We start from the raw sequence: 416 nt of genomic DNA on the forward strand, positions 1-416 counted from the left end.
GGTCATCAAAGCTCAGTCATATGATGGGGGGTATTATCCTCGTTCATGGCTTGGGCATGTGTTCCATCTGGGGTGGTCTGTTGATGATATCTGCTGGCTGATATCTGCTGACTGCAAGCACCTTGGGCTTATAGCTCGGGATTATTCTGCTGATGAGAATCTGCGTTTTGCGTGTCGTTCGGAACAGGAAGACAGGCGACGCTTCAGGCTTCCTGCTGGTGGTTTAGAATACGTTCCAGAGGTTAAGGAAGCGAAGGAATCACGCGGAGAGATTTTTGATGCAGGACCGTCTGAGAATGGGTGTGAGTCATCTTCTCGGATAGGTTTTTATGAGCTTCTTCGTCGCAACAGTGGGAACAAGGTTGATGTGTTTAAACATCTTGAACGCATTGGCAGGGATGAGGCCATAAGGCTTC

Annotated in this window: 1 protein-coding gene; it reads left to right on the top strand. The window is 48.8% G+C overall.

Translation table 11 applies throughout. From position 1 onward, the window contains the following. Positions 1-416: hypothetical protein (locus KP705_RS18285; RefSeq protein WP_215765328.1), on the top strand; the 416-nt coding region annotated here is incomplete at both ends.

The sequence above is a fragment of the Gluconobacter sp. P1D12_c genome, from assembly GCF_018812105.1.
Classification (GTDB): domain Bacteria; phylum Pseudomonadota; class Alphaproteobacteria; order Acetobacterales; family Acetobacteraceae; genus Gluconobacter; species Gluconobacter oxydans_A.